The organism is Capnocytophaga canis (assembly GCF_043187445.1).
Classification (GTDB): domain Bacteria; phylum Bacteroidota; class Bacteroidia; order Flavobacteriales; family Flavobacteriaceae; genus Capnocytophaga; species Capnocytophaga canis.
In genome coordinates this window covers 1,595,708-1,609,541 of sequence record NZ_CP171121.1, presented here as the reverse complement: position 1 = coordinate 1,609,541, position 13,834 = coordinate 1,595,708, and the positions used below count along the sequence as shown (strand labels likewise).

Below are 13,834 nucleotides of genomic sequence, written 5' to 3'. Positions count from 1 at the left end.
AAAATCTTATCTAAAATAATTCTAATTTTATTTTGTGCATATCAAATATATTTTTTAGCTTTGCCGAAAATTTTAGTTTAACAAATAAAAAATAGATTTATGAAAGTATTTTCTACGCTTATTTTATTTCTTTTTTCCTTAATAATATATGCCCAAGAAGGTGTTTTAAAAGGAGTCGTTTCCTCCAACAAAGCTCGGTTAGAATCCGTAACGGTGGTATTGGAAAGTGCAAATCAGAAAAAATGGACGACTTCTGACAAAAATGGTGCTTTTAAACTCTCGGTTCCCAGCGGAGACTATTTACTCAAAGTAAGTTCATTAGGGTTCGTGCCTTTTTCTGAAAAAATTCATATTGTCTCAAACAAAGTTGTTGAAAAAAACATCCAATTACAGGAAGATGTTTTAGGGATTGAAGAGGTAGTTGTTTCAGCAACAAGAACTCATCTAAATCGTAAAGAAGCTCCTGTTTTAGTGAGTGTTACCAGCCAAAAGGATTTAGTAAAAGTACGTGCTACCACGCTGATGGAAGGTTTGGTATTTCAGCCTGGATTGCGAACTGAGGTTAATTGTCAAAATTGTGGATTTTCACAGGTAAGAATCAACGGAATGGAAGGGGCTTATTCACAAATTTTGATTGACAGTCGCCCGATTTTTGGTTCGTTAAACGGAGTTTATGGTTTGGAGCAAATTCCAACAAGTATGATTGAACGCATTGAAGTAATTCGTGGAGGAGGGTCAGCTTTGTTCGGTGCAAGTGCAGTTGCAGGAACAATCAATATTATTACTAAAAATCCAACTGAAAATTCGATGCAAGCAGGAATTACCTCTTCATTGATTGCAGGAAAGTCAGAAGATTTAGTAGCATCATTCAATGCCTCCTTAGTGAGCGATGATTTGCAAAGAGGAATTTCTTTCTATGGGGTAAATCGTTGGAGACAACCTTACGATGCTAATGACGATGGTTTTTCGGAATTAACACGCTTGAGAAATCTGAACGTAGGAGCCAAATTTTTTAATAATATTTCTGAAAGAAAAAAATTAGTTGGAGAGTTAAACATCGGGAATGAAGATCGTCGTGGAGGAAATAAATTCGACATGCCCGAACATATGGCGGACATCGCTGAATCCATCAGAACTAACAACATCGGAGGAAATGCTACGTATGACTATTATTCACCAACGTACAACAACAAATGGTCGGCATTCATTAGTGGACAACGCACAAGAGCAAACAATTACTACGGAGCATACGACGTTGAAAATGATGCCTATGATTTGGAAGGGCTTAACTACGGAATTACCCGTGAAAACATTTGGGTGTTAGGTGGACAACATACCGCTCAATTCTATGTAAATGAAAATAGTTTACAATGGACTTCAGGTGCAGAGTATAAATATGATGAAATCGCAGAAAATCGTCGTAATCCTGAAATCTTAGGGGTAAATCAAGATCAGCATATTTTAGGCGTGTATTCACAAGTGGATTGGAAAATCACACCGAAATTTAAGGTTTTAGCAGGATTGCGTTTGGATAATATCAATTCTAATTTATTAGCAAAATCAGTATCGGCTTTGAATCCAAGAGCAAGTTTACTTTACAATATCACCAAAGAGGTAATTGCACGAGGAACATACTCACGAGGGTTTAGAGCTCCGTTATTCTATTCGGAAGACGTTCACTCTGAATTGATTACAGGAGATGTACGCCGTGTGGAACTTGCTTCGGATCTGAAAAAAGAAACTTCTGATAGCTTCTCGGCTTCGTTAGAATATAACCATTCGCATGATGGACACCAAATAGTAGCGATGCTTGAAGCTTTCTACACCAATTTGGATAATCCATTCCATTATGTTGCGATAGAAGGAGAGGATGAGGATGAACTTTTAGTAAAACAGAAACAAAATGGTAATAGAGCTACTGTAAAAGGAATTAATGTGGAATTCAAATATGCTCCTAACTCCAAATTTGCTTTCCAATTGGGAAGTACTTTCCAAAGTTCAAGATTTAGCAAATCTCAAGTTGTTGCTGAAGAAGAAGATGGAACCGTTATAGCGGAAACCGATAAAATATTGCGTTCGCCATCCATCTATGGAAACTTAACCGCTTCGTACAGACCTACAGAAAAATGGACTCTGAATTTAACAAGCGTTTACACAGGAGCTATGGAACTATTCCACGAAGGTGAAAACGCATTAAAAACTTCTAAAGGAATGTTCGATTTTGGTCTTAACACCGTTTACAATCTTTCTTTCAATGACTTTTTTGATATGGAGCTAAGTGCAGGAGTAAAAAACATCTTTAATGAATATCAAAAAGATTTCGACAAAGGCGTGGAACGTGACCCAACGTACATTTATGGCCCAGCATTGCCAAGAACTATTTTTGCGGGTGTAAAAATCAAAATGTAGTAAAAATAACATACCATAATCAGGCTGTCTTAAAAATTTAGGGCAGCCTCTTTTTTATTACGAAAATCAGCCATAAACCGTGTAGTAACCTATATACTAACCCTTTACAGTGAAGTAAGGATATATGTTAAAATTTTTCGGTTTCTTGTTTTTTGGTATAATGGACAAAAATTAGGCTGTTTTTTAGACGATTGTTTCTAATGGACATTTTTTAGGCTCTAATTTTTTACTAAATTTTGATTTGAATTTAAATAGCATTTTCTTTGTCTGATTGATATTTTTAGAGAGCTTCTATGCCTTTAAAAACTCATCTATAAACCTCATTTTACGCTTTAAGGACAATCCATTATGACTGCGTAATTTATTCTTTAAATCAGCAAAATGACCGTCAATAGCATTAGTTGTATTGGGAATGCCTAATTCATAATTATCATACCAAGTAAACAACCAAGGCAGATTGTTTTTTAAACTTCTGTAAGCACTTCTAAGTTTTTTATGTGTATAGAAACTCTTGTTTGTCAAAATATTAACAGTTCTTTCATTTAGAAAATCTTCCCACTTTTCAAACCATAAACTCAAAGCCCCTTCAAAAGATTCTTTATCAGTAATAACCATCAAATCAACTATTTTCATTAATTCCTTTGCTGCTTCTAATTTTGGCTTTTTGGTCAAATATCTTCTTATAATAGCTGACTGATGAATTTTTAAATCAGCGAATTCCATAAAAAAATAAAAATCTAATGAGCTAAATTGGCACATCTGAACTGGAATTCCGTTAAATGATTGAATAAGCCCCTTCCTTCCATCGCATACAATAGCTTGGATTTGAAAACCTAACGCCTTCAATTTTTCAATTCCTTGTGTATAAATAGCATTGGTTTCATTTCGAACATAATATTTCAGTAAGTTCTCTTTGGTAATAGCATCTTTGAAAAGAGTTACACCAAAGTTTCTGCCCCAATAGGTAGTATCCATCAAAACGATAACCTTTCTTGCAATAGGTTTTTCTACACTGATTTTGACCTTATCAATTCGTCTCTGAATGGTTTTTATTGAACAATTATATTTCTTGGCGAGTTGAGAATAGGTTTGTTTTCCAACGGTATATTCTTCCCATAATAGCTTATTATTTATTCTATTTCCGCCTAAAAATTATTGGTAGTATTTCCCAAAGTATGATACTCAAATCCACCCAAAATTGATGTAGAAAAACACAATTTCAAAGGCTTTTATATGGTTTTTAAACTTTTTTGAAAAACAACAAGTTTTCCTCACGGCTCGGCGTATCCGATGTCTCAAAAGTGTGTTGTTTCCTTCAATATCAGTAGTATGCTTTTTACCTACTTTATGTGTATATTCTTGAAAAACAGACGCAAAAGCTTCCCAATTATATGTACAAATCTCATCAAAACTAACACCCAATTTCTTCAATTTCTCACGAAGTTTTTGGGCTGTTTTTATGTTTCGTTTGCCCCATACCCATGCTACAATTTCCTTTGTTTCAGCAGAATAAGCATAAATCAACCACTTTTTATTCTTCTTTTTTCCTACAAAAATCCAAAGTTCATCAACTTGTAACGATTTGTATTTGTTTTGTTTGGGTTTGATTTCTCGATTGAAATTTACCAAAACCGAAAGCACTTTTTTGATGCTAACTTTTTCAATTTCAGCAATATCACGAATACCTACATTTCTTGCCAAAAGCAAGAGAATTTTCGCAGCAATATGCGAAGCCCAACCTTTGTAGGTCAGATTATGGTCGCCTATAAATTGGCGTTTACAGGTTTTGCAAAGATAGTTTTGTTTTTTGTTCTTTTTATTCCCATTTTTGACTATCTTTGTGCACTGACAATTGGGGCAGTGGAGTTTAATTGTTATTAGCATTCAACAAAAATACAACTTTATTCCCTGATTGTCAAATTTTTATACCATCATACTTTTTAAAACACGACCAAATTATTTGCCACAATGTTGGCATTTATACAATTGGACTCCTTTAACTAGTCCATTTTTCTTGGTAAAATTCTTACCATAGTAAAAGCACTTTTTTTATTCATAACCTTTGATAGCCTACAAAGGTAGTAACAATAAGGGATTCCAGAGTTTGCAGCCTAAAAAATGTCCATTAAGCCTGTTTTTTATTTTGCCAATCCGTATTGTTCTTGAGAGCGAGGATTCAATGAAAATACCAACAAACTTGTACGACAACATATCCCTAAGGGTACTTATTTTGAGGTGTTAATCTTTTTAACTTTTTATTTGGATTTATCCTAAATTAATTTTACTTTTGCGCCTGAAAATTTAATCTAAGTTAAACGTATGCACTATATGTACCGTTATAAGATAAGTTTCTTTCTGTTTTTGTCTGTGTTTGGTAGCATTTTTGCACAAGAGGCTCAGCAGCAAAAGAAAGATTCCATTCAGGAATTACAAGAAGTCATAGTTACTGCTAATCAAATCTTAGGAAGCAAATTCCAAGCTCGAAACCGCACTGGGTCAGCTTATTACATCGCACCGGCGGAAATCCAAAAAATGGGATATACTGACATTAACCGAATGCTCAAAGCCGTACCTGGGGTAAACGTCTATGAGGAAGACGGTTACGGGCTCCGCCCCAACATCAGTCTTCGCGGGACAAAAGCCGAACGCAGCGAAAAAATTACCCTGATGGAAGACGGAATTTTAGCAGCTCCCGCCCCCTATTCGGCTCCTGCGGCATATTATTTCCCAAACGCAGCCCGAATGAGTGCCGTGGAAGTCCTCAAAGGAAGTAGCCAAGTGCAGTACGGACCTTTTACCACAGGTGGGGCTATTAATATGGTGTCCACGCCCATTCCCTCAAAGTTGGCAGGAAAATTAAACGCCTCTTACGGAACAAATCAAACCTTTAAAACGCATTTCAACTTCGGGAATAGTCATAAAAATTTCGGATATTTGGTAGAATATCTGCGTTTTCAGTCCGATGGATTTAAAAAATTGCCCGACAATCAAAAAGCAGCTATCAAACGTAATGATTTTATTGCCAAAATAATAGCAAAAACCGATAAAGAAGAAGGCGTAAACCATTCCTTTGAAGTAAAATTCGGTTATGCCGATGAAGATTCCGATGAAACGTACGTCGGATTGTCCGAAGCCGATTTCAAAAAGACGCCTTTCCTCCGATACGCTGGCTCTCAAATGGACAATATCACCACCAAGCATACCCAATGGGTTGCTACCTACTTGATTAGTATTTCTCCGCGAATGAAAATCACCACGAACGCTTATTACAACACTTTCCATCGTAATTGGTACAAGCTCAATGATATAAAAGCAGGGATAACGTCTGCCGAAAAGCGTTCTATCAATGCCGTTTTGGATGACCCCGAAACAAATCATCTGTATTTCGATATTCTGACAGGAAAAACCGACTACAACGGCGAAGGACTGATTGTAAGGGCCAACAACCGAGGCTATTACTCGCGTGGTTTGCAAACCAAATTCGATTATCATTTCTATATTAACGATATTTTTATGGACGTAGAGGCGGGATTGCGTTATCACGGCGATGCCGAAGACCGATTTCAGTGGGACGATAGCTATGCCATCGAAAACGGAAAAATGAAACTCTTCCTGCCTGCCATTCACGGCTCGCAAGCAAACCGAATCACTTCGGCAACGGCTTTGGCTACCTATTTTTTGTCCAAATTGACGTATCGCGGACTGACCCTGTCGGCGGGTTTGCGTTACGAGGATATACATTTGCATAAGAAAGACTTTACCAAAAACGACGTACGCCGTTCGGGTAAAATTCGTCGTGAAGTGAGTAATCCGGCTCGTGTTTTTATTCCGAGTTTGGGATTACATTACCGAATTGTCCCCGCTTGGTCAGTTTTCTCGGGAATTCACAAAGGTTTTTCGCCTCCAAGTGCGGGAATGAACCAAAAACCTGAAAATAGTATCAATGTGGAGGTGGGAACACGCCTTTCCGTAGGTCAATTAACTGCCGAAGCCATCTTTTTCCGCAATAAATATAGTAATATGTTGGGAAGCGACCTTGCGGCGGCGGGTGGTAGTGGTACGTTGGAGCAATTTGATGTGGGAGAAGCACTTGTGAAAGGTGCGGAAGCGATGTTGCACTTCCAACCCATTCCAAAAGAATACAAATTGAGGCTTCCGTTGCAGCTTTCATACACTTATACGGATACGGAAATGTTGAACTCGTTTGAGGAAAACACTTGGGGACGTGTATTTGTGGGCGATGAAATCCCATACATCAACAAACACAGCTTTAACGCCAGCTTGGGGGCTGAATACAAGGGCTTTGAATTACACATAGGGGTGCGTTACAACGGCGATATGCGAACCACACCAGGTCAAGGGGCACTTGCAGAGCGAAACACAGTCCCTGCACATACCATTATTGATGCTTCGGCAAAGGCTCGTATCAATAAGTATTTGACATTGACGGTGAATGCGGTAAATCTGACCAATAAAACCTATTTGGTATCGCGACATCCCGCAGGCTTGCGTCCTGGTCATCCCTTTGGAGTGTATTCAGGAGTGAATGTGAAATTTTAGTTTGTAAGGCTGATTGATATTGAGTCTGTCAGGCTGAGCGAAGTCGAAGCCTGTATAACGTATAAGTTTTGTAACGATAATTTCTCGACTCCGCTCGAAATGACAGGCGAGAGATTTTAAGATAGACAAGGTTGGTTCTGTCAGACTGGGCGAAGTAGTGTCAGGCTGAGCGAAGTCGAAGCCTATATAACGTATAAGTTTTATAACGATAATTTCTCAACTTCGCTCGAAATGACAGGCGGGAGATTTTAAGATAGACAAGGTTGGTTCTGTCAGACTGGGCGAAATAGTGTCAGGCTGAGCGTAGTCGAAGCCTATATAACGTATAAGTTTTGTAACGATAGTTTCTCGACTCCGCTCGAAATGACAGGCGGGAGATTTTAAGATAGACAAGGTTGGTTCTGTCAGGTTGACCATCGGAACTACCATCATACTTTTTATAACACGACTTAAATATAAATTCGATAATATCAAATAATAAACAACAAAAATTATCATTTATGAATCAATCAATGATAAAGAAACTATTATACACTATATTTTTACTTTGCTCGCAATGGGCAATAGCACAACAAGAAGTAACGGGTACTGTGGTGGACAATCAGGGAATGCCACTATTGGGGGCGACCGTCATCGTAAAGGAAAGAAATGTGGGCGTAACCACCGATATCGACGGGAAATTCACCACAAAAGCCGAAAACGGACAAACCTTAGTGGTAAGTTACATCGGGTTTCAGACCCAACGCGTAAAAATTACCGCTTCCACAATGCATATCGTACTAAAAGAGGACGTGCAGGAGCTTGATGCCGTAGTGGTTACGGGCTATCAGAAGATAAAAAGCCGTGTCTTTACAGGGGCTTCGGCATCGGTAAAGATGGAACAAGTGAAAATGGACGGCGTGGCGGACGTGTCGCGTATGCTCGAAGGTCGTGTAGCAGGACTTTCCATTCAGAACGTAACGGGAACCTTTGGTTCCGCTCCGCGTATTAACATTCGTGGGGGGGCTTCTATCATCGGAAACGTGCAGCCGCTATGGGTCATTGACGGGGCAGTATATGAAGATTTGGTTTCATTAACGCTTGACCAATTGGTATCGGGTGATGCTGTTACGCTTATCAGTTCCGCCATTGCAGGGCTTAACGCTGCCGATATTGAAGATATTCAGGTATTGAAAGATGCTTCGGCGACTTCGGTGTATGGGGCAAGAGCCTTGAACGGCGTGATTGTCGTTACCACCAAAACCGCCAAACGCGATACGCCCAACCGAATAACCTATTCGTACGAACAGAGTTTCCGTCAGATACCTTCTTACAAGGATTACGATTTGCTCAACTCACAGGAAACAATGTCGGTATATCAGGAATTGGCAAACAAAGGCTATTTCAGTTTGCGAGATGCCCTTTATGGCAGACGCAGTGGCATTTATTATCAATGGTACAAAGGCATCAGCACGATTAACCCTAATACAGGAACGTATTATTATGAAAATACGGAAGAAGCCAAACAGGCTTTCTTCAAAGAACGCGAATACGTCAATACCAACTGGTTCAACCATCTATTCACAATTAACCCCATTCAGCAACACACTTTGACTTTTTCGGGCGGAGGAAAAAATACGACTACTTACGCTTCATTAGGATTGTTTAACGACAAAGGTTGGACGATTACTGACCGCGTACAGCGTATCACCGCCAACCTCAAAAGTACGTTTTTCATCACGGACGATTTCAAAACTACGCTTTCCGTACAAGGAAATATGCGAAACCAAAAAGCTCCTGGGACTTTTACCCAACGCAAAAACACGACCATAGGTTCGTTCGAGCGAGATTTCGACATCAATCCGTTTTCGTACGCTTTGGGAACTTCGAGAACCTTACGACCACGCACAAACGATGGCAAGTTGGAATATTATCGCAATAACTGGGCTGCGTTTAATATTTTAAACGAATACGAAAACAATTATCTTGACATCAATCTGTTGGACTTCAAAATACAGGCAGAGGCTTCTTACAAAATCAACAAAGATTTGGAAGCTACGGCGTTGCTTTCCACGCGTCAGGCTTCGACAAGTTCGGCACATTTCATCAAAGAACCTTCCAACGTGGTACAGGCATTCCGTGCCAACGAAACTCCTTGGGTGGCTCAGCAAAACATCTATTTGATAAAAGATAAAGACAATCCGCTGTCGCAACCTAAAATAGGACTTACGCACGGAGGGATTTTCAACAAAACCGAAACCACGCTGAAAAGCTATCAGGCTCGTATGGCGTTGGATTATAACAAATCGTTGGGCGAACACGACATTAAAGCCTTCGGATTTGCCGAAATGCGTTACGCCGACCGCACCGTGAATCCTTTTCAAGGATATGGGATTCAGTACGACAAAGGAAATCAGATATTTACCAATCCGTTGATTTTTCAAAAATTGATTGATGAAGGCAATGATTATTTTGCGTGGTTGGAGCGTTACGACCGAGGGCTTACGTTTTCACTCAGTGGTACTTACGGATATAAGGGCAAGTATATTTTCAATACGGTGCTTAACTACGAGGGGTCGAATACGGCAGGAAAAAACAGCCGTTCGCGTTGGCTACCTACGTGGAATGTCGGCGGAAAATGGAACATTGACCAAGAGGATTTTATGAAAGACCAAAAGTACTTTTCAACCCTTGCTTTCCGACTTAGTTACGGGCTTACCGCCAAGATGAACGAACAGGCAATTAACTCCAATGCGGTATATAAAAACGTGATTCTGAATCGTTTTCATTTCAAAGACCGCGAGAATGCGTTGCGTATTTTGCACTTGGAGAACCGCGACCTTACTTGGGAGAAAATGTACGAACTGAATTTGGGTATTGATACTGGATTTTTCAACAATCGTCTCAATGCTACCATTGATATTTATCAACGAAATTCGTTTGATTTGATAGACCTTATCCGAACTTCGGGCGTGGGTGGGCAGTATTACAAATATGCCAACTTTGGCGATATGCGTACGCGAGGCGTGGAATTGGCTCTCAACTCTAAAAACATCTTGACCGATGATTTCAAATGGACGACCAACTTCACCATAAGTTATATGAATCAGAAGATTACAAGGCTTTTGAACACGCCCAATACGTTCGATATGGTGGCAGGAGCAGGACGCGGAAACATTGTGGGTTTTCCCAAAGGGTCGCTCTTTTCGTTCAACTATCAAGGCTTGAACAATTACGGATTGCCAACGTTTGATTTCGGTTTGTATCCGCTCAATGACAGAGCTTACGGAAACATTGTAGGGGCGGACTTTTTAGACGCTCAATATTCTAAATCGTATCTGATTTATCACGGGTCGATTGAGCCGAATGTCAATGGAGGATTGTCCAATACGTTCCATTACAAGAATTGGGAGTTTTCGTTTTTCGTAACGGCACAGGCGGGGAATAAAATCCGTTTGAATCCGTCTTTCGACCCTGCTTTTGCGGATTTGAACGTATTTTCAACCGAATATTATGACCGATGGATAGCCCCTGGCGACGAATGGCGAACCGAAGTTCCTGCTTTGCCTTCGCAGGATTTAATCCGACTTATTGGTCAGGAAAATATCGAAAAGGCGTATAATACGTATAATTATTCGCAAAACCGAGTAGCCGACGGAAGTTTTGTACGTATGAAAAACATTTCGCTGGGGTATAACGTGCCTGAAAGTGTTGTCAAGCGTTACAAAATGAAGTCGCTGAACGTTCGCGGACAGATAACCAATCCGTTTTTGATATATTCGGATAGTCGCCTCAAAGGACAAGACCCCGAGTATTATCGTTCAGGCGGGGTGTCGCTCCCCACTCCCAAACAATTTACCCTAACGGTGAATGTTGGGTTTTAGGAGGATTGATATAAAAAGAAGAAAGTATGATGCCTTAAAAAAGAGAACATTTCTGTCAGGCTGAGCGAAGTCGAAGCCCTGTTGGGAGGCTTCGACTTCGCTCAGCCTGACAATCGGGGCATATTAATGAAGTGAAATAATTATTTCGATAAAAATAAAAACAATACTATGAAATCAATCATAAAAATAACATTAGTAAGTATGCTTTTGGCATCGTGTCAGGGTTTTTTGGACAAAGACCCCGATTCGTCGCTCAATGTGGCTATTGATTCGGAGGAGAAAATTGCCGAATTGTTGGCGGGGGCTTATCCTGAGGCGAGTTATTTTGCTTTCCTCGAAGCCCGAACCGACAATGTGGCAGAACGCGTCAATGGTGTACATTCTCGACTGAATGAAGCGATGTATTTTTGGGAAGATTATGACCAAGAAGATTTGGACACGCCTCTGAACTACTGGAATGCTTGTTACGCAGGGATTGCACAGGCGAACAAGGCTCTGGAATTGTTGGCTTCGTACCCCAAAACAGAAAGGGTAAAGGCTTTGTACGGAGAGGCTTTTTTGCTTCGGGCGTACTTGCATTTTATGTTGGTCAATATCTGGGCAGAACCCTACGGAACGCAGAAAGCACAGCAAAGCCCTGGTATTCCGTATTTGACCAAACCCGAAAAACACGCTTTGGTGGATTACAAACGAGGCACGGTGGCTGAGGTATATGAAAAAATCGAGAAAGATTTGAAATTGGGCGTATCGTTGGTCAATGACGATTATTACAAAAATCCGAAATTTCACTTTAATAAAAAAGCAGCATATGCCTTTGCTTCAAGGTTTTATCTGATAAAGGGAGAATGGGATTTGGTCATCGAATACGCTAACTATGTGCTGGGTGCCGACTCCAAGCAGGTGCTTCGTAATTGGGCAGCTTATGAGCGAAAAATACGATTCAATCGCAAGGCACTCTACAAAGAATACACGCACACGGAAGACCCTGCCAATCTGTTGCTTACCGCTACCGAATCAAGAATACAACGCAATATATTAAACGAAAAATACGGAGTAACAGGAGCTACGGTACGTAATATTTTCTATTCCAAAGGAATTGACGGTTGTGGTGAGGCGGGTAAAAACCTGAATCTTATAACTACGTATTTATTTTCATCGTCGGAAGATGCCATTACTAACGGATTGTACATCGCTAAGTTTGATGAATTGTCATTGTTCGGAAGCACGGGAACGCGTCCGAAAGGATTGTACGTAACTAACGTGCTGTTTTCCACCGACGAAGTGTTACTAAACCGAATGGAGGCCTACGCAATGAAACGCGAGTACGACAAATCCATAGATGACCTGCTCGACTATTGGAGAGGGAAATACGGGGGAGCGTCTTTGTCCTGTCCCAGAGATGCTTACACTACCGTAGATAGTAAATATTACGAGACTTACACGCCTTTTTATGGTATGACGCTAAAACAATTGGCACTGATCAAAATCATTGTGGATTTCCGTCAGAAGGAGTTTCTGCACGAGGGGTTGCGTTGGTTCGATATTCGCAGGTTTTACATTCCCGTGAGCCGAAGTAGTAAAAACGCAATATATCGTCCGCTTGAAAAGGAAGACCCGCGTAAATTGTTGCAAATCCCTGCCGAAGCCATCAATCGAGGGTTAGAGCCCAATCCAAGATAATATTGTAGGGAAAAGATGTATCTTTTCCGTTTGAAAACATAAATGAATAATAAACATATGATGAAAAAAATATATATCGTAATATCAATGGCGTTGTTGGGGTGTTCCCAAGAAAAACTTTCCGACCAAAGTGTGGTGGAAGCCAATATTGTGCAACGCAACTACACCGAATTGGATACGTGGATACACAATGAACTCACGCTACCGTATGGCATTGAGGTGGATTATCGATGGAACGGAAACACTGCTCAGAAAGGAAGTTATACCTATCCGCCTGAGGCTGAAAATGTTCAAAAGATGTTGGAAGCCATTAAGTTTTTGTGGCTCGAAACCTACACGCTCAACAATGTGGGAGGAAGCCATTTTATGAAGGAGAAAAACCCGATTAAGATTTATATGTACGGCGGAAAAAATTTGGACGCTCACGGTGTGGAACTACTTGCGAATCACACGGGTACTACCGCCGAGATGTTTCTGTACAACGTCAATGATTTCGACCCGAAGGATTACGAAAAAGTATATGTGCTGATGCGTAGCGTACATCATCAGTTTGCCAAACGATTGATGGAATTGCTTCCGTATGAGCGGGATAAGTTCGCATTGATTAGCAGTGGGTATGTGTCTGATTCCAAGGATCTTCCAAGCAAAGAGCCTATCGGAAGATATATCAAAAAAATATCCGATTGTAGTCGTGATAAAGACAATACAGGGTTCACTTACGTGATTTCGTCCGAGCAGGATTACCAACAAGCACGTTTGGGGTTTTTCAGCGTAGGGAAATCCATCCGAACCAACGAAAAGTTGTATAGCTCTGATTGTGAGGTGGCACGTACTTCCGATGTTATCCTAACCGAAGGAGCAATAGCCAATCGCCGCGGATTTTTTACCATTCACTCAATGCTTTCCCCCGAAGATGATTTTGCTGAAATTGTAAGTGCTTATCTCACACATAGTTCTAAGGAAATTACCGATGCCATTACCCTCGGAGGTACTTCCATTAGTGGTACGGCAGACGAAGAGCAAGAGGTTCGTGTAGCCAAGGAACAATTACTTAAAAAACAGGCGTTTGTAGAGGAATATTTTAAAAAAGAAGTAAAAATCAACCTCAAACGGATGCAGCTTTTGAGTGTACAACGTATCAAATCATTCGTAAACAGATAATTTTTTGATATTTTTGAAAGAAAGGAAGTAAAAAAGCGACCGTATGAAGTAAAAAGATGTCGGTACGAAGCAAAAAGATGTCGGTACGAAGCAAAAAGAAGTCGGTACGGAGTAAAAAGGCGACCGTATGGAATAAAAAATAAATAGTATGACGTTTTTTG

At 40.2% G+C, this 13,834-nt stretch carries 8 protein-coding genes; 5 read left to right on the top strand and 3 right to left on the bottom strand.

The features are described from left to right. Nucleotides 1–99 precede the first annotated feature (99 nt). The gene (locus tag ACF3OB_RS06825) at nucleotides 100–2,409 is read left to right on the top strand and encodes a TonB-dependent receptor (protein WP_392447214.1); all 2,310 of its coding nucleotides are present in this window, start codon (nucleotides 100–102) and stop codon (nucleotides 2,407–2,409) included. A 291-nt stretch (nucleotides 2,410–2,700) separates the two neighbouring features. Here ACF3OB_RS06825 and ACF3OB_RS06820 read toward each other — a convergent pair whose 3' ends face one another. Both ACF3OB_RS06820 and ACF3OB_RS06815 read right to left on the bottom strand, forming a co-directional pair. Then, on the bottom strand, nucleotides 2,701–3,384 hold the full coding sequence (locus tag ACF3OB_RS06820; protein WP_232745208.1) for a hypothetical protein: 684 nt from the start codon (nucleotides 3,382–3,384) through the stop codon (nucleotides 2,701–2,703). 207 nt (nucleotides 3,385–3,591) lie between these two features. After that, nucleotides 3,592–4,293, bottom strand: a complete 702-nt coding sequence (locus ACF3OB_RS06815) for an IS1 family transposase (protein ID WP_392419900.1) — start codon at nucleotides 4,291–4,293, stop codon at nucleotides 3,592–3,594. A gap of 444 nt (nucleotides 4,294–4,737) precedes the next feature. On the opposite strand from ACF3OB_RS06815, the gene ACF3OB_RS06810 reads away from it, so the two are divergent. Further along, complete coding sequence (locus ACF3OB_RS06810; RefSeq protein ID WP_392447213.1) at nucleotides 4,738–6,969, top strand: TonB-dependent receptor family protein; 2,232 nt, start codon at nucleotides 4,738–4,740, stop codon at nucleotides 6,967–6,969. Nucleotides 6,970–7,185: 216 nt separating this feature from the next. Here ACF3OB_RS06810 and ACF3OB_RS06805 read toward each other — a convergent pair whose 3' ends face one another. Beyond that, nucleotides 7,186–7,401, bottom strand: coding sequence for a hypothetical protein (locus ACF3OB_RS06805; RefSeq protein WP_392447212.1), 216 nt, complete (start codon nucleotides 7,399–7,401; stop codon nucleotides 7,186–7,188). A gap of 68 nt (nucleotides 7,402–7,469) precedes the next feature. On the opposite strand from ACF3OB_RS06805, the gene ACF3OB_RS06800 reads away from it, so the two are divergent. The 3 genes from ACF3OB_RS06800 (at nucleotide 7,470) to ACF3OB_RS06790 (ending at nucleotide 13,673) form a co-directional block, all read left to right on the top strand. After that, on the top strand, nucleotides 7,470–10,832 hold the full coding sequence (locus ACF3OB_RS06800; RefSeq protein ID WP_392447209.1) for a SusC/RagA family TonB-linked outer membrane protein: 3,363 nt from the start codon (nucleotides 7,470–7,472) through the stop codon (nucleotides 10,830–10,832). A 168-nt stretch (nucleotides 10,833–11,000) separates the two neighbouring features. Next, entirely contained in the window at nucleotides 11,001–12,512 is a 1,512-nt protein-coding gene (locus ACF3OB_RS06795) for a RagB/SusD family nutrient uptake outer membrane protein (protein WP_095912057.1), read from the top strand. A gap of 57 nt (nucleotides 12,513–12,569) precedes the next feature. Beyond that, entirely contained in the window at nucleotides 12,570–13,673 is a 1,104-nt protein-coding gene (locus ACF3OB_RS06790) for a putative zinc-binding metallopeptidase (protein ID WP_173014943.1), read from the top strand. Nucleotides 13,674–13,834: the final 161 nt, after the last annotated feature.